Genomic DNA, 22,082 nt, shown 5'->3' with positions numbered 1-22,082 from the left:
CGCGTCAGAGCCTATTCAGCGGCAGCTTGAGGTAGCTGACCCCATTTTCTTCGGGTTCCGGGAAATGCCCACCGCGCATGTTGACCTGTATCGATGGCAGGATCAGGCGCGGCATGTCGAGCGTGGCGTCGCGTGCCTTGCGCATGGCCACAAAATCGTCTTCGCTGATGCCGTCGTGGAGATGCACGTTGCCGCTGCGTTGCTCCGCGACAGTGGTTTCCCAGGCATAGGTATTGCGGCCTGGCGCCTTGTAGTCATGACACAGGAAAAGTCGGGTGCTTTCGGGCAGGCTCAGCAACCGCCGCACAGACCGGTAGAGGACGTGGGCATCCCCGCCGGGAAAGTCGGCGCGGGCAGAGCCATAGTCCGGCATGAACAGGGTATCCCCGATGAACACGGTATCGCCGATGACGTAGGCCATGTCCGCAGGAGTGTGCCCGGGAACATGCAGCGCAATGGCTGGAATGGAGCCGACCGAGAAACGGTCACCCTCGTCGAAAAGGTGGTCGAACTGTGAACCATCGCGTGCGAAACGGGTGCCCTCATTGAAGATCTTGCCAAAGGTCTCCTGCACGGTAAGAATGTGGCGTCCAATCGCCAATTTGCCGCCAAGCTGTTCCTGCAGGTAGGGCGCGGCTGACAGATGGTCGGCATGGGCATGCGTTTCCAGCAGCCATTCAACTTCCAAGTCCTGCTCGCGGATGTAAGCGATCAAGGCATCGGCCGAACTCGTAGAAGTGCGTCCTGACGCCGGGTCGAAATCAAGTACGCTATCGATGATTGCGGCCTTGCCGCTTGCAGGATCGGACAGCACATGGGTTACAGTAAAGGTCGCTTCATCGAAGAAGCTCCGAACCTGGACCGCCGCCGGATCGGCCTGCTGCACGATCTCTGCTGCGGCGGCAATGACGGGGTCTGACATACTCATTCCTCTCGTGGACGGTTGTCGGCGGCACCGAGGTGCCGCCGATTGCCTAACCCGGTTTAAAGGGTCTTGGTGCTGAAATACCAGTCGACATAGTCGTAGCCCTCGCCGGCGCGAGCTTCGGCTGCCGGCGCGGTCTGCGGCGGCGGCACGATCACCTTGTCACCGGGCTGCCAGCCTTCGGGCGTCGCAACCTTGTTGGCGTCGGCCGTCTGCAGGGCCTGCATAAGGCGGACAAATTCGGCAATCGAGCGACCATTCGACATGGGGTAATAGACCATGGCGCGCATCGTGCCTTCGGGGTCAATGAAGAAGGTGGCGCGAACGGCCTGGGTGTCGGACGCCCCCGGGTGGACCATGCCATAAGCGGTTGCCACCTTCATCGAGATGTCCTCGATGATCGGGAAGGGGATCTCGACGCCGAACTTCTCCTTGATCGAACGGACCCAGGCAATGTGGGCATAGTTGGAGTCGATCGACAGGCCGAGCAGTTCGGTGTTCATTGCCTTGAATTCATCGGCATGGCGAGCAAAGCCCATGAACTCAGTGGTGCAGACCGGGGTGAAGTCGGCCGGGTGAGAGAACAGAACGAGCCACTTGCCCCGGTAATCCGTCAGCGAACGTTGGCCATGGGTGGTCTTGGCACTGAAATCAGGGGCTGGCTCGTTGATCCGCGGCATGGCAGCGATAGCAATCTTTTCTTCGGTCATGGATACCTCCTTGGCTTGATGAGCGTTAGGTATCTCAGTTCAGTAAATTAGCAAAACATGATATTTTATTTACTGTGATCGAGTTTCTCAATCCAAGTTCGGCTGATACTGCCACAATCAACCGTATCCTCGCTCCTAAGGCTGCAAATTCCCGCTGAGTGCATTGAGCTGCCAAGCCGCAACAGTCTGCATACCCTCAGCTTGTAGCAGCGCAGCTTCAGCTTCGATTGCCTCACGCTCAGCATCAAGAACAGCCAGCGTTGGCCGGGCTCCGACCCGCGCCTCCAGCCTGGTGCCGCGCAGCGCTTCTTCCGCCGCATCACGCCGCAGGCGCGAAGCCTCGGTCATCCGGCGCGCGGTGGCAAGGCCTTGCCAGGCATCGATCACCATGCCTTCCAGTGCCTGACCGGCCTGGCGCAGCCTCGCCTCGCTGGCATCAAGATCCGCGTCAGCTGCCCGAGTCTGCGCCGCCACGCGGCCACCGGCCCAGAGCGTCCAGCGCCCACGAACGCCGACCGCGACGGAATCCGCCCTGTAACCTGGGAAGAACTGGTCGCGGACATGGGCCGCCTCGGCGAAGGCGCCAACCGAGGGTAGGCCTTCCGCCTTCGCAGCCCGAACCCCGGCGCGCGCCGCATCAACCCCGGCTCGTGCCTGCTGCATTGCGGGATTGGAAGCACGCGCCATGTCCAGCGCATGATCGAGCGACGGGGGAACAATCGGCAGGCCTGGCAAGGGGGTTAGTTCACCTGCAGGCGAACCGACCAGACGCTGGTATGCAGCTTCGGCTGAAATGCGGCGACCCTGCGCCTGCGCAAGCCCCGCATCGGCTTCGGCCCGGCGCGCCCGCGCCTGAGCAAGTTCAGAGCTGGCAATCTCGCCGGTCCGATAGCGCAGTCCGGCCTGCCGTTCGGTTTCAGCTAATGCGACAGCCAGTTTGTTATACCGCTCCTCCAGTTTCCGGGCGGTCAATAGCTCGGTATAGACGCTGACCGCACTCACGATCGTCTGGAGCCGGGCTTGCTCTGCACCGAAGCGCGCGATGTCCGCGCCGCTCCGCGCTTGAGCGACCGCAGAGGAAATCCGCCCGCCCGCATAGATCGGCATTTCTGCCGTCGCCTGCGCGGCCAGCGGCGAGACATTGTCGGCGGTAATGCCGAAGAAACCGCCATTGTCGATGCGGCCTGCGCCATAGGAGCCTTCGACCCGCAGTAACGGATTTCCCTCCGCCTTGGCGCGATCCAGTCGCGCTCTCGCCGCTGCCTCTCCGGCTTGTGCTTCGGCAAGCGTGGGGGCGTTTGACAAAGCACCGGAGATAGCAGCGGCGAGGTCCTGCGCCTGTGCGGAGGGGCTGCACAGAACGCAGGACAAAGCGATAAAGGAAGCGATATGGCGGCGCATCAATGCCTCGATCAGTTGAAGGCTTTACCGGGGCGAACGCCCAGCTTCTTGAAGATCATCGCTGCCGGGCAAAAACCGGTGAAGCTGGCTTGCAGCATATTCAGCCCGGCAAAAATCGTCAGCCCGATCCACCACGGGTGGACATAGATCGAAAGCACAACACTAAGCAGAACGACGAAGCCGGCAAAACGCAGGACAGCGGTATCAAGGGTCATGTCCCTATCTCCTTATTTGAAGCGGAGCTTGCGGATACCCAGAGCGTGCATCGCAAGTTTTTCGTAGAATGGTTCACTGGTGCCGCGGCGGACCTTGTGGAGGAAGTATTTCTCGAATCCGATCTTGGCCAGGTGGACCCACTTGCCGCTAGATGCCCAGTTCACATTGCGCGGGGGGATCTGCGGCTGAGCGACAAAGGCAACGCCGCCATCACCAAAGTCGGCGAGGCAGACGGCGTTCCAGGTCGCTTCTTCGGCCGGTTCCTTGCCAGCCAGTTCGAGCGCAAGGTTGGCCGCGATGGCGGTGACCATCGATTCGATCATGAAGCCGGTCTTGGGTACGCCGACCGGAACCGGTGTGGGACCAACCGGTGGGATCGCCACGCAAACGCCCAGTGAATAGACGTTCTTGAAGGTCGGGTTGCGCTGATGCTTGTCAGCCAGGATGAAGCCGCGCGGGTTGGTCAGGCCTTCGATCCCGTGGACCGCCGCGATTCCGCGAAATGCGGGCAGGATCATCGAATAGCCAAACGGCAGCGCATGTTCAGCCTTGAGGGAGCCGTCTTCTGACACCTCTTCGACGTGCATAGTGCCCTCTTCAACCTTGGCGATGCGAGCATTGGTGATCCACTTGATGTGCCGATGGCGCAACTCACTTTCGAGCAGGGACTTGGTATCGCCCACCCCGTCGAGTCCGAGGTGGCCAACATAGGGCTCTGGACTGACATATGTCATCGGCACCCGGTCACGGATCTTGCGCCGGCGCAATTCGGTGTCGAGGATCAGTGCAAATTCGTAAGCCGGGCCATAGCACGATGCCCCTTGCGCGGCGCCAATAATGATTGGCTTCGGGGCCTCGCAGAACCGGTCAAAGGCGTCGGCCGCATGTGCCGCGTGATCCGTGCGACAAACTGACTGTGTAAAGCCATCCGGTCCCAATCCTTCGACCTCGTCAAAGGCCAGTTCCGGGCCCGTGGCGATTACGAGGTAGTCATAGTCGAGCGAGGTTCCATCGTTCAGCTCGATCCGGTTCTCGGAAGGGTGAACGCGCTTTGCTCCGATTGAGGTAAAGCCGATGCCCTTCTTTTCCATGATCGGCGGAAGGTGGACCTTGATCGCATCAGGTTCCCGCCAGCGTACTGCTACCCACGGGTTGGACGGCACAAACCAGTAATCATCCTGGTCGTTGACCACCATGACCTCGGCCTTGCCTTTTACGGCGTCGCGAATCTCATAGGCAGCAATCGTGCCACCCAGCCCTGCTCCCAAAATAACAATCTTCGGCAACGCCATCAGTTTTCTCCCATCGACCCCCCCAGTTTGTAATGACCCTGCGGGACTAGACTGGCGCGAGTATGATATCGGCATTGACTTATATAAGAGTCGTACGATATGTACAAGTCATAAAGTGAGCGTCTTGGCCCTTGGGCTCGGATCACCATCGACAGGAGTGTCGCAACATGTTTGGTTTTGGAAAGTCAAAGCACAAGGAAATCAACGCTAAACAGCTCGCCGAAATGCTAGGCAAAGGCGAAGCTTTAGTGGTAGATGTTCGTGAGGCTAGTGAGTTTGCTGATGGCCACATTCCTGGCTCCGTAAATATGCCACTTTCCACTTTTCAGCCGAGCAAGCTTCCGCCGAGTGGCGGCAAGGCCATCGTCCTTACCTGCCTTGGAGGTAGAAGGTCCGGTATGGCCTTGGATAAATGTAGTGTCGCGCAAGAGGCAGTTGATACTCACCTCGCCGGTGGCTTCGGGGCTTGGACCTCGGCTGGCCTTCCGGTCGAACGATAAACAAGAATTTGGGCGGGGCTTGCAACATGCGAATCAAACTGAACGGGATTGCGGCAATCGGTCTGCTGCTGGCCTTGCCTCTGGCAGGCTGCAGCTCTGGCGAAGAAACCGCCGCGGTTCAAAAAGCCCCCGCCGGTCCGCGACTGGTTCTGGCCTCCACCGATGCGGCTGCGTGGCAAGACGTGGCGGCAGAGATTGCCACGGTCGATCAGGCGCAGGTCCTTGCCCGGATACCCGGCATCCTCACCTCCCTCTCCGTGCGTGAGGGGGATATGGTGCGCAAGGGGCAGGTGATCGGACGGATCGTCGACAGCCAGCTTGGCTATCAGTCCGGAGCCTATGGCGCCCAAGCCGCTGCGGCACAGGCGCAGGCCGCCCAGGCGGCAGCCGAGTTGGAGCGCGTGCGCTTCCTTCACCAGAACGGCGTCTATGCCAAGGCGCGGCTGGAACAGGCGCAGGCCGCAGCTTCGGCTGCGCAGGCCCAGGTCCGCGCGGCACGCGCCCAGCAAGCCGCCGTAGGCGCTGTTGCCGGACAAGGCGAGGTTGTCGCGCCGACCGATGGCCGGGTGCTGCGCGCCGATGTCCCCGCGGGTTCTCCGGTTGCTCCGGGCATGCCCATCGCCGTAATCACTGCTGGCCCCACCATCGTGCGCCTGACCATGCCGGAATCGCTGGCCGATAAGGTCCGCCCCGGTGCGCAGGTCATGGCTGACGGAAGGTCTGGCCGCGTGGTGAAAGTCTATCCAGCGATCACTGCGGGTCAGGTCATCGCCGATGTCGACATGCCCGGCATCGACAACAGCACGATCGGGCGCCGCGTGGCGGCCAAGGTCGAAACCGGCAGCCGCAAGGCCCTGCTGGTTCCGGCCAGCTATGTCACCAGCCGCTATGGCATCGATTACGTTACGGTTCTCGCCAAGGACGGCAGCGCGGCGCAGGTTCCGGTCCAGACCGCCCCCTCGGCGGAAACCGGTAAGGTAGAACTGCTTTCGGGCGTTGCTGCGGGCGATACGCTGATCGCGCCGGCCAAGGGGGGCTGAACCAATGGACCTGGGCATTTCGGGCAAGCTGACCCGGGCGACGATCCAGTCGCCGCTGACGCCGTTGTTTCTGCTTGCCGCGATCATCGTCGGCCTGATCGCGACCATCTCGATCCCTCGCGAGGAAGAGCCGCAGATCAAGGTGCCGATGGTCGACATCATGGTCCAGGCACCCGGTCTGGCCGCAGCCGATGCGGTAGAACTGGTGGCCAAGCCGCTTGAGACCATCGTGCGCAGTGTGGACGGCGTGGAGCACGTCTATACCCAGGCGCAGGATCACGGCGTGATGGTCACCGCCCGCTTTCTGGTCGGTTCCAACCCGGAAGATGCCGCGATCCGCATCAATGAAAAGATCGAGGCGAACAAGCACCGCATTCCGGCCGGGATACCATTCCCGCAAGTCACCGTGCGGGGGATCAACGATGTGCCGATTGTCGTCCTGACATTGACCCCGAAGCCGGGGGCGGCAGGGCAATGGAACGATCAGGCTCTGGCCGAACTGGCCGGTAAGCTGCGCACCGAAATGGCCAAGGTTGATGATGTCGGCCTCACCTTCCTGACCGGGGGCCAGCGCATGGCCCTGCGCGTGGTGCCTGATCCGGGCAAGCTGGCGACCTATGGCGTGCCGCTGGGCAATCTGATCGAAGCCGTGACCCAGGCCAACCGCGCCTTCCCGGTCGGCAACGTGCGCGAGGCAGGTCAGGCAACCTTGGTCGTTGCCGGACATAGCCTGGGTGACGCGCAGGAACTGGCGAACATTCAGGTCCGTAGCGCCCGCGGCGCGCCGGTGCTGCTGTCCGATATTGCCCGGGTCGAGCAGGCCCCAACGCAGGACCAGGCCCGGTCATGGCGCTGGGCCAAGGACAACAAGGGCCAGTGGAACATGGCGCCCGCCGTCAGCCTGGCGATTGCCAAGCGCGCCGGGGCCAATGCCGTGACCGTTTCGCAGCAGGTGGTCGAACGCGTGGAGAGCCTGAAGGGCAGCCTCATCCCCGCCGGAGTCGAAGTTGCGGTGACCCGCAACTATGGCGAAACCGCAAATGAAAAAGCCAATGAGCTGATCTTCCACCTTGCCTTGGCCACGGTCTCGATTGTTGCCCTGATCGGTTTTGCCATCGGCTGGCGCGAAGCCGGGGTGACGGCAATCGTCATCCCGACAACGATCATGCTGACCATGTTCGCTTCGAACGTGATGGGCTTTACCATCAACCGCGTCAGCCTGTTCGCCCTGATCTTCTCGATTGGCATTCTGGTCGACGATGCCATCGTCATGATCGAGAACATCGCCCGCCACTGGGCCATGGACGATGACCGCAGCCGGATCGACGTCGCAGTCGAGGCAGTGGCCGAAGTGGGCAACCCGACGATCATTGCCACCCTGACCGTGGTCGCGGCACTGCTGCCGATGCTGTTCGTCTCCGGTCTGATGGGCCCCTATATGGCGCCAATCCCGATCAATGCTTCCGCAGCGATGATCTTCTCGTTCTTCGTCGCAGTGATCATTGCCCCATGGCTGATGATCCGCTTTGCGCGCAAAGCGCTGACCCATGGCCATGATGCCCACGGCGGCAAGTTGGGCGCGCTGTACAAGCACTATGCGTTGAAAGTGATTGCTACGCGAGAAGGGGCCAAGCGGTTCCTGATCGGGGTCGGCGTGGCGACGCTGGTTGCCTGTTCGATGTTCTACTTCAAGGCAGTCACGGTGAAGCTGCTGCCGTTCGACAACAAGAGCGAAGTGCAGATCGTTGCCGACCTGCCCGAAGGCACCAGCCTTGAGGCCACCTCGCGCGTGCTGGAGCAGGCCGCAGCTATTGCTCGGCAACTGCCCGAAGTCGTCTCGATGGAAGCTTATGCCGGCGCTTCGGCTCCGTTCAATTTCAACGGGCTGGTGCGGCACTATTTCCTGCGCAACCAGCCGGAAATGGGCGACCTGATGGTCACTCTGCTGCCCAAGGGCGATCGCTCGCGGGCGAGCCATGACATCGCCGTTGATCTGCGCGAACGGCTGAAAGGTCTGTCCCTGCCGGCAGGAGCGTCGCTGAAGGTGGTGGAAACCCCGCCGGGCCCGCCGGTGCTCGCTACACTTCTTGCCGAGATCTACGGCCCGGACGAGGCAACCCGTCAAAAGACAGCGGCCCAGGTGGAAAAGCTGTTCCGCTCGGTGCCCTTCGTGGTCGACGTGGACAACAGCTTTGGCCAGCCCCGGCCCGTGCTGCGCCTCGTGCCTGATAGGGCCAAGCTTGACCAGTATGGCCTGTCCGAGCGGCACCTGTTCGATTCCATCGGCGCGCTGATGGGCACCCAGGTCATCGGCTATGCTCCGCGGGGCGGCAATGAACGTGAACCGCTGCCGATCGAGATTGCCCTGGATCAGGCGCAGCGCCAGTGGTCCGCCACGCTCGCAGCAACTCCGGTGGCGGCAACGCCCACAGGACAGCTGATTGCCCTGGGCGATCTCGTCACGGCTAGCATCGAGCCGGGTAGCCCGGCGATTTTCCGCCGCGACGGGCGCGGTGCGGCCATGGTCACGGCAGAGCTGGCCGGTCGCTACGAAGCGCCCATCTATGGCATGCTGGCGGTCAACGACGCGGTGGACGGCTTTGACTGGAAGGCGGCTGGGCTGTTCAAGCCCGAGGTCCTGCTCAACGGCCAGCCCGCTGACGAAAGCAAGCCCAAGCTGCTGTGGGATGGCGAATGGGAAATCACCTGGGTGACGTTCCGCGACATGGGCGCGGCCTTCATGGTCGCACTGCTAGGCATCTATGTCCTCGTCGTCGGCCAGTTCCGCAGCTTCACCCTGCCGCTGGTAATCCTGACCCCGGTTCCGCTGACCCTTGTCGGCATCGTCCTTGGCCACATGCTGTTCCAGGCGCCCTTTACCGCCACCAGCATGATCGGATTCATCGCCCTAGCCGGGATCATCGTGCGCAATTCGATCCTGCTGGTCGATTTCATTCGCCACACCCGCTCGGCGGACAAGTCACTGCGCGAAACCCTGCTTGAGGCCGGGATGATCCGGTTCAAACCGATCGTGCTAACTGCCGCAGCGGCGATGATCGGGGCGGCGGTCATCCTGACCGACCCGATTTTCCAGGGTTTGGCGATCTCGCTGCTGTTCGGTCTTGCCAGTTCGACGCTGCTGACGGTCCTAGTGATCCCCGCCATTTACGTGCTGCTGCGCGACGACGGAATTGCCTACACGGAAGAAACCCAATGAAGCCCGCTGACCTTTCCGAACTCAAAGCCAACGCTGCCGCAATGGCCTCGCGCATGAAACTAATGAGCCATCCAGAGCGACTTCTGATGTTGTGCCGGATGGATGAGGGCGAAGTGTCTGTTGGTGAGCTGGTTGAGCTATCAGGCCTGTCACAGTCATCGGTGTCGCAGCATCTTGCCATGCTGCGAGATGAGAATGTCGTCACTATCCGCGGCGAGGCCCAGACGCGGTTTTATAGTCTTAACGATCCGACCGTCCGGGCCATTATTCATGCGCTCTGTGATCTTTGCGGGGAAACGGTTCGGTAAGGGTGTCAGGAAAAATGGCAATCGAACCGCTCCTGATCATCTGCCCGAACTGTACGACAGCCAACCGCGTGCCACGCGACAAAATCGCCGCGAACGGCAAGTGCGGTCGATGCTCGGGCCCTCTGTTCAACGGCCATCCGGTCACCCTTGGGGCGACAAATTTTGATGCTCATGCAACCCGCAGCGATATCCCACTACTGGTTGATTTCTGGGCTTCCTGGTGCGGGCCTTGCTGCCAGATGGCGCCCGCGTTTGAAGCAGCTGCAGCACAGCTGGAACCACAAGTCCGGCTTGGTAAACTGGATACCGAGGCTGAGCAAGCTATTGCCGGACGCTTCGGGATCCGCTCGATCCCTACGCTCATCATGATTCACAAAGGACGCGAGATAGCCCGTCAGTCGGGAGCCATGTCGCACGCAGCTATCGTAACGTGGGCGCAGCGCATTATTGGAGCGTTGTGAAGCACTCGGCCTATTGGACTTTAATTCAGGGATTTCTGCGATGACCACTTCCTCCGAACACCATGGCGATGCCCTCAAGTATGAAGACTGGGCCGGCGAAATGGGGGCGCGCTGGCTCGCCAACCTCACGGGCTTTGAAAGCACGATTGCTCCGGCCGGCGCGGCGCTGCTGGCCCATGCCGCCTATCAGCCGGGAGAACGCGTGGTGGACATCGGTTTTGGCGGCGGGGCGACCAGCCTTGCCATTGCCAAGGCCGTCACCCCGGAAGGGGAAGTCGTTGGCATCGATATTTCTCCTGACCTTGCCGCTGCCACGACGCGCCGTGCGGCGGCTGCCGGAATTGCCAATGCGCGCTTCATCTGCGCCGATGCGGCGACCGTTGCCGTACCCGAGGCGCCGTTCGACCGGCTGTGTTCGCGCTTTGGCTCGATGTTCTTTTCCGAGCCGGTCTCGGCCTTCGCAAACCTGCGCGGTTTGCTGAAGCCGGGTGGACGGCTCGATCTTGCCGTCTGGGGGCCGCCGCAGCAGAATCCATGGATGCTCGAAGGCATGGCCGTCGCCCGCCGTCATGTCGAAATGCCCGCGCCCGTGCCGCGCGCGCCAGGGCCGTTTGCCTTTGAAGAGCACGATTACATGGAAGAAACGCTGATTGCGGCAGGCTTCAGCAATGTGAACATCGTTGCGGCCAAGGGTGAGCTGCCCGTCGGCGGTCCAGGCGCCACGCCGGAACAGGCGCAAGCCTTCGTGCGCCACGCGCTCGCCTTTGGACAGGCGCTGCTCGATTACCCACCGGTGGTCCAGGAGGCGGCTGCCGCGGAGCTGACATCACTTTACACCAAATACTATCGCCCAGGCGAAGGGGTGATGATGGGTTATGCCATCTGGCTAGTCAGCGCCAATGCCTGACAATCGCGGCTTTGCCATACGTCTATGGGGCGCGTGCCTGCCAGCAGTCCTGCTTTTTGCCGCACCGGCATTGTCTGAACCCACACCGGTTACGGTGCGGGTCATCAGCCAAGACGCCAAGTTCGTTGGCGATAGTACCGGCGGGGCGCAGGTGATCCTGCGCGATGCGGAGAGCGGGCGCATTCTCGCCGAGGGCATAACGGCAGGCGGCACCGGCGATACGGATCGGATCATGCAGTCGACCGGCCGCAGTCCGCTGCGCGCGACGGACGATGCAGCCGCCTTTTACGCAACGCTGGATCTCGTCAGGCCAACTTTGGTCGAACTGGAGGTCAAGGGCGCGCTTGGCCGCCCAGGTTCAGCCGTCAAGGTTACTGCGCAGCGCTGGATGATGCCCGGAGTGCCGATGACCACCGGCGATGGGTGGAGCATCGAATTGCCCGGCCTTGCTGTGACTCCCACGGCCAGCATTGAGCCAGAGGGCTTGCGGATTACGGCGAAGGTCGAGCCGATGTGCGGTTGTCCGCTGACCCCTGGCGGCCTATGGGACTCTGCCGATTACGAGGTTGAGGCAAGCCTCTGGCAGGGTGGTCAGCAGCTTCGCAGGGCGGAACTTGCATTCGTGTCATCGCCGGGTGGCTTCGCCCGGACGCTCCCGCTGCAGGCGAGCGGGCGCTACACCCTCGTCCTGTTCGCGCGCAACAGGGTTACCGGAAGTTCGGGGTTGGGACGGATCGAAGTCCAGGTTCCCTGATCTCCACCGCAAGGAAAGGCCTTTGCTGCCATGATCCTGTTCTGGGCCCTGCTGATTGCCTTTGCGACCGTGGGATTGTGCGTCATCGTCCACTATGAGGCGCTGCGCCTCACCTCGCTGTTCATTCCCCGGCTGACCATTCCGCCGCGACCCAAGGTCCTGGTGGTGATCGCGGCAGTTTTTCTCGCTCACCTGGCCGAGATCGTTATCTTTGCGGTTACGTACCGGTTGATGCAGCCTTTTCCTCAGCTGGGCGAGATCGCGGGCCACTTTTCCCGAAGCGCGGTCGATTATTTCTACTTCTCGATCACCAGCTTCACGACGCTGGGCATTGGCGACCTGTTCCCGCATGGTGCCTATCGCATCGTGGTCGGTTTTGAATCCCTGACGGGCTTCGGGCTGATCGGCTGGTCAGTGTCTTTCACCTATCTTGTCATGCAGGAATTCTGGACCCAGCATGGGCCCAGGCCCAAGCGCAAAATTGGCCGTGATGGGCGATGAACGCGCGGCTCACTCAGGTCTCCAAGGAGTGCCAGCATGCCTAACATCAATCTGGAAGCTGTCTTGCTGGAAGCGCTAGACGACGAGCGCAAGGCTGAGGCGACTTATGGTGCCGTCATTGAGAAATTTGGCGAGGTCAGGCCCTTCATCAACATCATCGAGGCCGAACGGCGCCATTCCGCAGCGATTGAGCGGCAGATGACACGCCTAGGTTTCGCGATCCCGGCCAATCAATGGCAAGGCAAGGGCATGGCCCCTGCTACGCTGGCAGAGGCTTGCCGTATGGCCATCGAGGCCGAGGTCGAGAACATCGCCCTTTATGATCGGCTGCTACCCGCCATCGCCGACGCTTCCGTCCGGCATGTCCTGCAGAACCTGCAGGATGCATCGCGAGATAATCACTTACCGGCGTTTCGCCGCTGCCTTGAACGTGAGAACGGCGGGGGCGGAAGTGGCGGCGCCAGAGATGGACAGGGAAGTCAGGGTCGACATGGTCGGGGTCGGGGCCCTCGCGGCGGATGCTCGACCTGATCACGCGGCAGCATCGCCTCCCCAGCTGGAGCAAGATGCGGCCTCTGCAGTAGGCCGATCGGGCAGGCTTTGATGCGATGCTAGTCGCCAGACCGCAATGTCCCGGCTCTTGCGTAAAGGAGCTAAGGTTACGGCCGTTCCAGCGCCCGGATCGCAATGTCGAGCTGAACGCGGGTAATCTCGCCCGTGTGGACCTGGCGGACCGTGCCATCGCTGGCAATGAACAGGGTCGTCGGCAGCGCTCTGGCGCCAGTCATCTCGCTCAGCAGCCCTGACGGATCGCTGGCGACATGGGCAGGATCAAGCCCTTGAGCGCGCAGGAAAACCCTGATCTGGGCGGACGTTTCGCCCTGGTTCACCAGCAGGATTTCGGCCCGGCGCTCCGTTGCGGCCGCCCGCGTCAGCATCGGCATTTCGCGGCGGCAGGGTGGGCACCAGGTGGCCCATAGGTTCAGCACGATGGGCCGCCCCCGCAGGTCTCCAATCTGCCAGTGCGGCGAAACGCCGGGCTCCGCTGTAACCCGCTCCAGGGTCAGGGCCTGCGGCAGGCGGAGCGACGATTTGCTCTCTCCGGCAGCTAGGAAGCCGGCCCAAGCTAGAGCCAGGCCGGCCAGCACACCCAGCCCGGCTAGTACCGGTCTGCTTTGGCGCAAGGTCACGATTACCACCAGTCCGGCGGCTGCCACGCCGGCACGCCAGTCCCAACCGCCCAGCCATGCCTGCAGAGCCGCGACCGGCTCCAGCGCATAGCTTTCGCGATACTGCCAGACGTGGCCAGCCCGTGCGGCGATGATGCCCGCCAGCAGGGCCAGGCCTGCCGGTTGCCAGGCAGCCACGCGATAGCGGCGCGCGATCCAGTCCAGTGCCGTCAGGAAAGCGAGCATCAGGCCCACTGCCAAGAGGCGGTCCAGCGCCAGTGCTAGCGGGCCAATCTGGATGATGGTGTCCGGGTTCAAGGTGCTTTGCCGATCATGACGAATATCAATGACGTTGTAACTGCCACGTCTAGCAGGAACGCTTCCCCGATTGTCCAGAGCGGGAACATTGCCATGAATGCAACATTTATCTAAAACGATCAAACAGGGGCGGATCAGGAGGGGAATATGGACGATAGTGACGGTAAGGCTTGTTACGCCCCGGTACGCATTGGCGAAGCCGCGCCGGATTTCGTTGCTCGTTCGACCGAAGGAATGGTTCGCCTGTCCGACTATCGCGGCCGCTGGCTGGTGTTCTTCTCGCACCCTGGCGACTTCACCCCGGTCTGCACCAGTGAATTCGTGGCTTTCGCCCGTACCTTTGACCGCTTCGAGGCTTTGGGTTGCAGTCTGCTTGGCCATTCGGTCGACAGCTTGTTTTCCCATCTCGCCTGGATCCGCGCCTTGCATGACGACTTGGGCGTCACTGTGCCGTTTCCCATCGTCGAGGATCCCAACCTCGAGATCGCGCGCGCCTTTGGCATGGTTTCAGCCGAAGCACATAATGCAGCATCAGTGCGTGCAGCCTATTTCATCGATCCGGCAGGCATTGTCCGCGCGATGAACTGGTATCCGATGGCCGTTGGGCGTTCGGTTGATGAGATCTTGAGGATCGTTACTGCACTCCAGCGTACGGAAGATGGGCAATGTCTGGCGCCTGAAGGCTGGCAGCCGGGCGATCGGTTGCTGGCGCCGCCGGGGTTCAGCAAGGACGACGCCCTGGCCGCCGACAAGGCGACGGAATGGTTCTATCGTCCAGTTACGGACCAGCAGTCATGATGGCGCCTGACACTTCCCAGACTGCGACCAGCACCGAGGAGCAGGCTGAACTGCTGCGCGTGCTCGGCCACCCGATGCGCCTTGCGGTTCTCAAGGAGTTGACCGGGGGCGAGCGCTCGGTGGGCGACATCGCGGAGCGCACGGGGCTTGGTCTCTCTGTGCTCAGTCAGCAACTGGCGATACTGCGCAAGGCGGCGCTGGTCTCTTCGCGGCGTGAAGCCAAGCAGGTGTTCTACACGATTGATGCCGATCAGATGAAAGTGGCCCGAGCCGTTCTTGATGACTTGGTTCCCGCAGGCGAGGTGAATGTTCCGAAGGAGAATATTGGCTTCGGTAACGCCCGGCTCGGCGCGGCCATGTTTGCCCGTGTCAGCCGCGTTACGCGCTGACAGGGACGAGCGTGACCACCTGACGAGCGAGCGCGTGCAGTCCGCTGCGGTGGCTGACCAACACCAATCCAGTTTCGGTGCGGTCCAGCCAGGCGGACAAGCGCTGATACAGCGCGTGCTCCGTTTCGGGATCCAGGCCCTCACTCGGCTCATCGAGCACGAGCCAGGGTTTGCCCGCTAGCAGCGCACGGGCCAGCACCAAACGCTTGCGCTGGCCGCCCGACAAGCGCGCGCCATTGTCGCCGAGCCACTGAGTAAGCCCTTCGGGAAGGTTGCGGACCGTTTCAGCAAGGCAAGCGGTTTCCAGCGCAGCCCACATTTCCGGCTCGCTAATGCCCTGGCGGGCCAGGCGCAGATTGTCCGCGACGGTGCCGGCAATCAGTCCGGCATCCTGCGCAGCGTAGGCAAAGAGCGGGCGCAGGCCTGCTAGCCCCAGGGTGCGAACGCCCTGCCCGTCCACGGCCAGGCCCTCCGGCGCATCGCTGCGCAAGCCGATGAGCGTGCCCAGCAGGCGCGACTTGCCTGACCCCGAAGGCCCGCCAATCAGCAGGCGCCCGCCCGGCGGCACGACATAGGATTGACCCTCGATGGTGAGGGCAATGCTCCCGCCGTTAGTGGACAAAGCCGCATCGATCTCGCGGGCAGGCAGCGTGGCGATGCTTTCCAGGCGGATGATGGCATCCTGCACGCGCAGGCGCTCCATGTCCGTCCGGGCCAGCACCGACCAATTTTCCGCCGCGGCTGCCGCCGCAAGCGCTGCCAGGGCAACCAGCGCTGCGCCGCCATCGGCAAGCGCCAGCACGCTCGCCACGGTCAAGCCGGCCAACACCAATTGCGCGCCCTGTATCACCGCTTCGCCCCGGACCACCGCACTGCGCGCCGCGTCCAGCGCGCGGGCGTGCGGCTCCAGCGCGGCGATGACCTGCGTGCCAAGGTTATAGACCGCGATTTCGCCGGAACAGGCGGCATAACTCGTATAGTCAGCCTTGAGACGATTGAGAGCTGCAGCATGGTCCTGACGGGGCTTTGTCAGCAGCCGGGGCGCCAGCACCCGCGAGGATAGCCGCATCGCCGCAAGGCCCGCCAGCAAGGCAAGCGCCGCCGGCAAGCCTGCAAGGCTTGACGCGATCAGGCCCGCACCTGCTCCGGCCAGCGCACCCGGAACCGTGACCTTGCGTACCACGCTGTCCTCTAGCGCATCGACATCGGAGCCAAGCCGCGCTGCCATATCACCGCTGGACCGGGCCAGAGCGCGGGATGGGTCGGTTCCTGCAAGCTTTGCAAACAGCGTAGGCCGCAAGTCCGCCAGGGCAAAGAGCGCGGCCCGGTGGCTGTACAAGCGCTCACTATAGCGGCTGAGCGTGCGGGCGATTGCCAGCCCCCGGATCCCGGCACTGGGCAGTAGGTAGTTGAAGGCGCGCACGCTGGCGATGCCGCTCGCCCCGGCAATGGCAGCGCCGGTCAGGAACCAGCCGGACAAGGCCAGAAGCGCTACTCCGGCCACCGCCGCAACCATGGCCAGGCTGATGGCAATGACCGTGCTTCGGCGCTGCCTGCGTGTTGCATCGCGCAGGAGACGTTCGATCATGCCATCACCATGCGGCTTGTCGCACAGGCAATCAGCGCCGGATCGTGCGTCGCCGCGATCACCAGGCGGCTGCGGGCAGTGTCTTGCAGTAAGGCAATGACCTTGGCAGCGGTTTCGGGGTCGAGATCAGCGGTCGGCTCATCGAGCAGCAGCACTGGCCGCTCGCTGCCAATAGCGCGCACCAGCCCGATCCGGCGCCGTTCGCCGCCGGACAGGCCGGAGCCGCGCGGATCGATCGTCAGGTCTTCACCTCGCGCGGCGATCAGGGCGGACAATCCGCTTGCCTCGGTTAACCGGGCCAGTTCCTGCGGTGCCAGGCTCTTGTTCCCCAGTTGAAGGTTGTCAGCCAGCGTGCCTGGCAGCAGCAGAGGGCGTTGCCCGGCCCAACCGGTAAGAGCCAGCAACTCTTCCGCGGCCACCGGCGTACCATCATGGATAATCTGCCCCCCCGATACAGGCGCCAGTCCGATCAGAGCATGGAGCAGCGAGGATTTACCGACCCCTGTTGGGCCAGTGACGACATGGAGGCCGGGCCCCCGCCAAGACGCGGTGATCGGGCCAATAGAATTGCCGTCATCGTAACGGATCATAAGGCCTTGGGTGCTGAGCTCGCCGATGCGATCGGGCAGAGGGGCTGTAGCGGGCGGCGTGGTACGATGAGCTTGTTCTAGCGCTGCGGCCACGCTGCGTTCTGCCGCTTGACCCTGCTGCTTGTCATGGTAGGCCGCCGCTAGCCGCCGCATGCCCAGATAGAATTCCGGGGCGAGCGCGAGGGCGAAGAAGGCCTCGCCAAGGCTCAGGTCTTCCGGGGCCGGGAACGGTAGCAGCCCCAGTAGCGAGAAGCCGCAATAGACCGCCACTAGTGCGACAGATAGGGCCGCGAAGAACTCCATCATGGCGCTGGATACGAAGGCGATTTTCAGGATCTGCATGGTCCGGGCCGCAACATCGCGGGCGGCTCCGCCGATCTGGCGCGTAACGCGATCCTCCGCCCCGAAAGCCAGGATCGCCGGAAGCGCGGCTACGCGATCGACGAACAGGCCGGACAATCGTGAAAGGGCCAGGAACTGCCGGTCCGCCTCCGCTTTGCCGGCGAGTCCCGCCAGCGCCATGCCCGCCCCGAAGGGGATCAGCGTTGCCAGCAGGATCAGGGCCGAAAACCAGCTGGCCAGAGCGACCGCTGCTGCGATGATCAGCGGGGATAGCATGGCCGCCATCCGCAGCGGCTGAAAGCGGGCGATTAGTCCTTCATGCGCTTCCACGTCGTCGATCGCTACGCGCAGATCCTCGCCAATCAGGCGGCCGCCCATTTGCCCGCTTGGCAGCAATGCGGTCATCACACTGGCTCGCAATGCAGACTTCGCATGAGTGGCTGCCTGTTGGCCTTTCAGCCCCGCTAAGGCCTGAGCGCCGGCGCGAAGCAATCCGCTTAACCCTACCCCGGCCAGCAGCCCCCAAGCCTGATTTGCAAGCCCACCAGCTGTCCACGATGCGATAAACGCGGCCAGACACCCGGCGAACAGCACGGCGCCTACTGTGTCACCCAGCCACCATAGTGTTGCGATCTGGCCGGTCAGGCTTGACGACCTTATGAGAGAGGATCGAGGCTGGTGCAGGGGCATGGATACTTTCAGATCACAATTGACGACAGTGTCATGTTAGCATATTCGCAAATTCAATAATTGAGTGGATGCGCTGAGTCGAGTCCCGTCCGGCAATAGGGCCGGTGAAGGAGCGTGCATATGGATATGGCTGTTGTCGAGCTTAGTCGGCTCCAGTTCGCGCTAACCGCGATGTATCACTTTCTTTTTGTTCCCCTGACACTTGGCTTGTCGTTCTTGCTGGTCATTATGGAAAGCATCTATGTGATGACCGGCCGGGAAATCTGGCGGACCATCACGCGCTTCTGGGGCAAGCTGTTCGGCATCAACTTCGTGCTCGGCGTTGCTACCGGCATCACCATGGAGTTCGAGTTCGGGACCAACTGGGCTTATTACTCGCACTACGTTGGCGACATTTTCGGGGCGCCGCTGGCGATCGAAGGGCTGATGGCCTTCTTCCTTGAAGCGACGTTTGTGGGCCTCATGTTCTTTGGCTGGGACAAGCTGTCGAAGGTTGCGCACCTGGTAGTCACATTCCTCGTCGCGCTCGGCTCCAACCTTTCGGCGCTGTGGATCCTCATCGCCAATGGCTGGATGCAGAACCCGGTCGGTGCGCGCTTCAATCCTGAAACCATGCGCATGGAAGTGATCGATTTCTATTCGGTCCTGTTCAACCCGGTCGCGCAGGCCAAGTTCGTACACACCGTCAGCGCGGGCTATGTCGCGGCATCGGTCTTCGTCATGGGCGTGTCCGCCTACTATCTGCTCAAGGGCAAGTGGACCAATGTGGCCCGCCGATCTATGATGGTCGCCTCCGCCTTTGGTCTGGCTTCCTCGCTCTCTGTCGTCGTGCTGGGTGACGAATCCGGCTACGCACTGACTGACAACCAGCGCATGAAGCTCGCCGCGATCGAGGCCATGTGGCACACCGAGGAGGCCCCTGCCGGCCTCTCGATCTTCGGCATTCCGGACATGGAAGCCCAGGAGACGCACTTTGAAGTGAAGGTCCCCTATGTGCTGGGCCTGATTTCCACCCGCAGCCTGACCGGCGAGGTCATGGGCATCAACGAACTGGTGCTGAAGGCGGACGAACGTATTCGTAGCGGCATCGTTGCTTATGACGCGGTCGAGAAGCTGAAGGTCAACCGCACGGATATGGCCGCGCGCGAGCAGTTTGAACGGCACAAGGCCGATCTTGGCTATGCCATGCTGCTCAAGCGTCACGTGGCCGATCCGCGCGCTGCCAGTGATCAGCAGATCTTGCTGGCCGCGAAGGATACCATTCCCAACGTGCCGGTGATGTTCTGGCTGTTCCGTATCATGGCGGGGCTCGGCTTCTTCTTCATCGGGTTCTTCGCGTTGGCCTTCTACTGCGCCTCGGCGTGTCAGTTCAGCAAGCCTTGGTTCTTGAAGATCGCGGTCGCCATTATCCCGCTGCCGTGGATCGCGATTGAGTTCGGTTGGATGTTGGCGGAGATCGGACGGCAACCCTGGGCCGTGGAAGGCGTATTGCCGACGTTCCTTGCCGCATCCTCGCTCTCCATCAGCCAGATCTGGACCACGATCATCGGCTTTACGTTACTCTACGGTACTTTGGCTGTCATCGAGGTGCGCCTGATGATCGCCACCATCCGGAAGGGTCCGGTAGAGCACCATGAACCCGAAATGTCGCGCGGCCAGGCGGGCTATGCTCCGCTGCCGGCGGAATAAGGGAGGAACACGAAATGGAAATCCCTCTCGACTACGAAACCCTCCGGGTAATCTGGTGGGGTCTGATGGGCACCTTGCTGATTGGCTTTGCACTGACTGATGGATATGACCTCGGCGTGGCCTCACTGATGCCCTTCATCGGCAAGACGGACGAGGAACGCCGCATGGCGATCAACGCCATCGCGCCGCACTGGGAAGGCCACCAGGTTTGGTTCATCCTGGGCGGCGGGGCGATCTTTGCGGCCTGGCCGTTCGTCTATGCGGTCAGCTTTTCCGGCTTTTACCTCGCCATGTTCCTGGTGCTGTCGGCCCTGATCCTGCGCCCCGTGGCGTTCAAGTACCGGTCCAAGCGCCCGGACGCCGCCTGGCGCAGTCGCTGGGACTGGGCGCTGTTCATCGGAGGCTTCGTGCCCGCGCTGGTGTTCGGCGTGGCAGTGGGCAACGTGCTGCAGGGCGCGCCGTTCCGGCTCGATAGCGACTTGCGTAGTTTCTACGAGGGCTCGCTGCTGGGCCTGTTCTCGCCCTTTGCGCTGATGACCGGGCTGCTTTCGGTCGCGATGGTGGTGATGCATGGCGCCGGCTTCCTCTCGGTCAAGATCGAGCGGGGGGCCGTGCTGGACCGTGCCCGGCGGATCGGCAGCGTGGCAGCCATCGCCAGCGTCATCCTGTTTGCGGCCGGCGGCCTGTGGGTTGCCAATGGCGCGATGGGCTTCCGGCTGGAAGGCGTGGTCGATCCGAATGGTCCCTCCAACCCCCTGTTCATCAAGACCGTGGCCGCTCCGGGTGCGTGGATTGACAATTACGGTCGCTATCCCTGGATGGTGATTGCGCCCATTCTGGGCCTGGTCGGACCGCTTGTTGCGCTGCTGGGTATCCGCCACCACAGCCATGTGCTGCACTTGGCCGGATCGTCGCTGGCCACTGTCGGCATCATCGCCACGGTCGGCCTGTCGATGTTCCCCTTCATCCTGCCCAGTTCGATCGATCCGCAATCGAGCCTGACAGCGTGGAACGCCTCGTCCAGCCACCTGACGCTGTGGATCATGCTGATCGTGACGGTGATCTTCCTGCCGCTGGTTCTGACCTACACCGCCTGGGTGATGAAGGTCCTGTTCGGCCGGGTGACCCTGCGCGACGTGCGCACTAACCCCGACTTCTATTAAGGAGCCAAAACGATGTGGTATTTCGCATGGATCTTGGGGCTCGGCCTGGCGCTCGCCTTTGGTATCATCAACGGGATGTGGCATGAATTCCAGTCGCCACTGGATGAGGACCCTAACTTGTGATGCGCCTGATGTTCGCCGGCGCGGCCCTGGGGCTCGCCGGATGTGCGGCACCTGCGCCGCAACCGGTGGATGTTTCAGCCAAGTCGGCAGCGCTGGTCGACCGCTTTCAGGCTGATCTTCAGGGACAGTTGCAGGAGGCGATGAAAGCCGGCGGCCCGGTGGGCGCTATCGGTGTATGCCAGCAGGCAGCACCGGCCATCGCCGCCAGCCTGTCTAAGGAAAGCGGGGCCGAGGTGCGTCGGATCGCGCTGAAGGAGCGCAACCCTGCCGCAGCGCCGGATGGTGAAATGCGCAAGCGGTTGGAGCAGCTGGCAGCCGCACCTTTGACCGCAGATGGGAAACCGTCAACGCTGCAGTGGACCAGCGGTTCGGGTTCTGGTGCCAAAGCGCATTATATGCGCGCGATTCCGATGAAGGAGCAGCCCTGCGCCGCCTGCCACGGCACTAATATCGCGCCCGATGTGAGTGAAAGGTTAGCGGAACTCTACCCGTTTGATCGGGCGACCGGGTTCAAGCCGGGCGACTTGCGCGGAGCAATCGCGATAAGCTGGCCAATCGCAGAAGATGCACAATAACGGATAGGAGCAGATGGCATGAAGGGCTTTGTCGACAACATCGAGAAGCTTACGGAAGAGAACGACGATTTTCGGCGTGTGCTTTACACCGGCCACAATCTCCAGCTGGTCCTCATGGCCATCCAGCCCGGTGAAGAGATCGGCGAGGAAGTCCACGACGATCGTGACCAGTTTTTTCGCATAGAAGGCGGCGAAGGCGAAATCTGGATCGACGGCGTCTGCAACAAAGTCAGCGCTGATGACGGCGTAGTTGTCCCACAGGGCGCGCGCCACAACGTGATCAGCACGGGAAAGGAGCCGTTGCGGCTCTACACTATCTATGGTCCGCCAGAGCACATTGATGGCACGGTCCACAAAACCTGTGCCGCCGCTGCTGTCGATCACAAACACTTTGATGGGCGCACGACCGAGTAAGG

The 22,082-nt window shown here is 62.3% G+C and carries 24 protein-coding genes; 16 read left to right on the top strand and 8 right to left on the bottom strand.

What is annotated here, in order from left to right:
- Nucleotides 1-4: 4 nt before the first annotated feature.
- The 5 genes from C0V78_RS07955 to C0V78_RS07935 form a co-directional block, all read right to left on the bottom strand.
- Nucleotides 5-922 carry an MBL fold metallo-hydrolase gene (locus C0V78_RS07955; RefSeq protein ID WP_101797231.1) on the bottom strand — a complete coding sequence of 306 codons (918 nt, stop codon included), beginning with the start codon at nucleotides 920-922 and terminating at the stop codon, nucleotides 5-7.
- Nucleotides 923-984: 62 nt separating this feature from the next.
- The gene (locus C0V78_RS07950) at nucleotides 985-1,635 is read right to left on the bottom strand and encodes a peroxiredoxin (protein ID WP_101797230.1); all 651 of its coding nucleotides are present in this window, start codon (nucleotides 1,633-1,635) and stop codon (nucleotides 985-987) included.
- Between the two features lie 135 nt (nucleotides 1,636-1,770).
- Nucleotides 1,771-3,036 (bottom strand): TolC family protein, encoded by a 1,266-nt coding sequence (locus C0V78_RS07945; RefSeq protein ID WP_101797229.1) that lies wholly within the window; start codon nucleotides 3,034-3,036, stop codon nucleotides 1,771-1,773.
- Between the two features lie 11 nt (nucleotides 3,037-3,047).
- Nucleotides 3,048-3,251, bottom strand: coding sequence for a DUF2892 domain-containing protein (locus C0V78_RS07940; RefSeq protein ID WP_101797228.1), 204 nt, complete (start codon nucleotides 3,249-3,251; stop codon nucleotides 3,048-3,050).
- A gap of 12 nt (nucleotides 3,252-3,263) precedes the next feature.
- A complete protein-coding gene (locus C0V78_RS07935; protein ID WP_101797227.1) occupies nucleotides 3,264-4,544 on the bottom strand; it encodes an NAD(P)/FAD-dependent oxidoreductase in 1,281 nt (426 codons plus the stop codon).
- A gap of 167 nt (nucleotides 4,545-4,711) precedes the next feature.
- Here C0V78_RS07935 and C0V78_RS07930 point away from each other — a divergent pair, with 167 nt between their 5' ends.
- From C0V78_RS07930 to C0V78_RS07890, 9 genes are read left to right on the top strand one after another with little or no spacing between them, the layout of a single operon-like run.
- Nucleotides 4,712-5,044, top strand: a complete 333-nt coding sequence (locus C0V78_RS07930) for a rhodanese-like domain-containing protein (protein ID WP_101797226.1) — start codon at nucleotides 4,712-4,714, stop codon at nucleotides 5,042-5,044.
- A gap of 26 nt (nucleotides 5,045-5,070) precedes the next feature.
- Nucleotides 5,071-6,084, top strand: a complete 1,014-nt coding sequence (locus C0V78_RS07925; protein WP_101797225.1) for an efflux RND transporter periplasmic adaptor subunit — start codon at nucleotides 5,071-5,073, stop codon at nucleotides 6,082-6,084.
- Nucleotides 6,085-6,088: 4 nt separating this feature from the next.
- Nucleotides 6,089-9,301 carry an efflux RND transporter permease subunit gene (locus C0V78_RS07920; protein ID WP_101797224.1) on the top strand — a complete coding sequence of 1,071 codons (3,213 nt, stop codon included), beginning with the start codon at nucleotides 6,089-6,091 and terminating at the stop codon, nucleotides 9,299-9,301.
- Complete coding sequence (locus C0V78_RS07915) at nucleotides 9,298-9,609, top strand: helix-turn-helix transcriptional regulator (protein WP_101797223.1); 312 nt, start codon at nucleotides 9,298-9,300, stop codon at nucleotides 9,607-9,609. The genes C0V78_RS07920 and C0V78_RS07915 overlap by 4 nt, the downstream gene beginning before the upstream one ends.
- Nucleotides 9,610-9,623: 14 nt before the next feature.
- Entirely contained in the window at nucleotides 9,624-10,070 is a 447-nt protein-coding gene (gene trxC, locus C0V78_RS07910; protein ID WP_101797222.1) for a thioredoxin TrxC, read from the top strand.
- A gap of 40 nt (nucleotides 10,071-10,110) precedes the next feature.
- On the top strand, nucleotides 10,111-10,977 hold the full coding sequence (locus C0V78_RS07905) for a class I SAM-dependent methyltransferase (RefSeq protein WP_101797221.1): 867 nt from the start codon (nucleotides 10,111-10,113) through the stop codon (nucleotides 10,975-10,977).
- Nucleotides 10,970-11,731: a hypothetical protein gene (locus tag C0V78_RS07900; protein WP_144039855.1), complete on the top strand. Its 762-nt coding sequence runs from the start codon at nucleotides 10,970-10,972 to the stop codon at nucleotides 11,729-11,731. Before C0V78_RS07905 ends, C0V78_RS07900 begins: the two co-directional genes overlap by 8 nt.
- Nucleotides 11,732-11,761: 30 nt before the next feature.
- Entirely contained in the window at nucleotides 11,762-12,232 is a 471-nt protein-coding gene (locus C0V78_RS07895) for a potassium channel family protein (RefSeq protein WP_101797219.1), read from the top strand.
- 36 nt (nucleotides 12,233-12,268) lie between these two features.
- Nucleotides 12,269-12,763 carry a DUF2202 domain-containing protein gene (locus tag C0V78_RS07890; RefSeq protein WP_229822242.1) on the top strand — a complete coding sequence of 165 codons (495 nt, stop codon included), beginning with the start codon at nucleotides 12,269-12,271 and terminating at the stop codon, nucleotides 12,761-12,763.
- A gap of 128 nt (nucleotides 12,764-12,891) precedes the next feature.
- On the opposite strand, the gene C0V78_RS07885 is transcribed toward C0V78_RS07890, so the two are convergent.
- Nucleotides 12,892-13,719, bottom strand: a complete 828-nt coding sequence (locus C0V78_RS07885) for a TlpA disulfide reductase family protein (protein WP_101797218.1) — start codon at nucleotides 13,717-13,719, stop codon at nucleotides 12,892-12,894.
- Between the two features lie 147 nt (nucleotides 13,720-13,866).
- On the opposite strand from C0V78_RS07885, the gene C0V78_RS07880 reads away from it, so the two are divergent.
- Together C0V78_RS07880 and C0V78_RS07875 are read left to right on the top strand one after the other, a co-directional pair.
- Nucleotides 13,867-14,517 (top strand): peroxiredoxin, encoded by a 651-nt coding sequence (locus tag C0V78_RS07880; protein ID WP_101797217.1) that lies wholly within the window; start codon nucleotides 13,867-13,869, stop codon nucleotides 14,515-14,517.
- Nucleotides 14,514-14,906, top strand: a complete 393-nt coding sequence (locus C0V78_RS07875; protein ID WP_158241510.1) for a helix-turn-helix transcriptional regulator — start codon at nucleotides 14,514-14,516, stop codon at nucleotides 14,904-14,906. The genes C0V78_RS07880 and C0V78_RS07875 overlap by 4 nt, the downstream gene beginning before the upstream one ends.
- Here the strand turns inward: C0V78_RS07875 and C0V78_RS07870 are convergent.
- Together C0V78_RS07870 and C0V78_RS15260 are read right to left on the bottom strand one after the other, a co-directional pair.
- Nucleotides 14,896-16,494 carry an ATP-binding cassette domain-containing protein gene (locus C0V78_RS07870; RefSeq protein ID WP_101797215.1) on the bottom strand — a complete coding sequence of 533 codons (1,599 nt, stop codon included), beginning with the start codon at nucleotides 16,492-16,494 and terminating at the stop codon, nucleotides 14,896-14,898. The two genes, C0V78_RS07875 and C0V78_RS07870, sit on opposite strands and share 11 nt — an antisense overlap.
- Nucleotides 16,491-18,116 (bottom strand): ABC transporter ATP-binding protein/permease, encoded by a 1,626-nt coding sequence (locus C0V78_RS15260; protein WP_101797214.1) that lies wholly within the window; start codon nucleotides 18,114-18,116, stop codon nucleotides 16,491-16,493. Before C0V78_RS15260 ends, C0V78_RS07870 begins: the two co-directional genes overlap by 4 nt.
- Before the next feature lie 120 nt (nucleotides 18,117-18,236).
- Between C0V78_RS15260 and C0V78_RS07860 the strand changes: the two genes are divergently transcribed.
- The 5 genes from C0V78_RS07860 to C0V78_RS07840 are packed head-to-tail and all read left to right on the top strand — an operon-like array spanning nucleotide 18,237 to nucleotide 22,080.
- Complete coding sequence (locus tag C0V78_RS07860; RefSeq protein WP_101797213.1) at nucleotides 18,237-19,805, top strand: cytochrome ubiquinol oxidase subunit I; 1,569 nt, start codon at nucleotides 18,237-18,239, stop codon at nucleotides 19,803-19,805.
- A gap of 14 nt (nucleotides 19,806-19,819) precedes the next feature.
- Complete coding sequence (cydB, locus tag C0V78_RS07855; protein WP_101797212.1) at nucleotides 19,820-20,968, top strand: cytochrome d ubiquinol oxidase subunit II; 1,149 nt, start codon at nucleotides 19,820-19,822, stop codon at nucleotides 20,966-20,968.
- A gap of 12 nt (nucleotides 20,969-20,980) precedes the next feature.
- Entirely contained in the window at nucleotides 20,981-21,091 is a 111-nt protein-coding gene (gene cydX, locus C0V78_RS07850) for a cytochrome bd-I oxidase subunit CydX (RefSeq protein WP_101797211.1), read from the top strand.
- Nucleotides 21,091-21,666: a DUF3365 domain-containing protein gene (locus C0V78_RS07845; protein ID WP_101797210.1), complete on the top strand. Its 576-nt coding sequence runs from the start codon at nucleotides 21,091-21,093 to the stop codon at nucleotides 21,664-21,666. The genes cydX and C0V78_RS07845 overlap by 1 nt, the downstream gene beginning before the upstream one ends.
- A gap of 18 nt (nucleotides 21,667-21,684) precedes the next feature.
- Complete coding sequence (locus tag C0V78_RS07840; RefSeq protein WP_101797209.1) at nucleotides 21,685-22,080, top strand: cupin domain-containing protein; 396 nt, start codon at nucleotides 21,685-21,687, stop codon at nucleotides 22,078-22,080.
- Nucleotides 22,081-22,082: the final 2 nt, after the last annotated feature.

The sequence above is a fragment of the Novosphingobium sp. TH158 genome (assembly GCF_002855555.1).
Classification (GTDB): Bacteria; Pseudomonadota; Alphaproteobacteria; order Sphingomonadales; family Sphingomonadaceae; genus Novosphingobium.
The sequence above is the reverse complement of the archived record's forward strand: the minus strand, read 5'-3'. Positions and strand labels throughout refer to the sequence as shown.